Genomic DNA, 261 nt, shown 5'->3' on the forward strand with positions numbered 1-261 from the left:
GTGTGGCTAATGCCGCTTGAATTTTATCAGCCTGCTGTGATTTTTCCGTTAACTGCGCCGCTAATTGCTGGTTTTTCAGCTCTAGCTCTTTGGCCGCAGCTTGCTGTTTTGCTAGCGCATCACGGGTTAATTGACTGTCCGCTTCGGCTTTTTTCAGCCCGTCTTCTTTTTGTTTCAGTAACGCAATTTGTTTATTTAAATCCGCCGTGATGGCTTTAACTTGCTCATCGCTGGCTTGATTTAATAATGCTGTTTGTTTTT

Annotated in this window: 1 protein-coding gene; it reads right to left on the reverse strand. The window is 43.7% G+C overall.

What is annotated here, in order from left to right; genetic code table 11:
- A partial coding sequence (locus AC4IFO_RS23220) for a hypothetical protein (protein WP_490737881.1) occupies nt 1-261 on the reverse strand: 261 nt, incomplete at both ends.

The sequence above is a fragment of the Providencia sp. UF-224 genome (assembly GCF_058245955.1).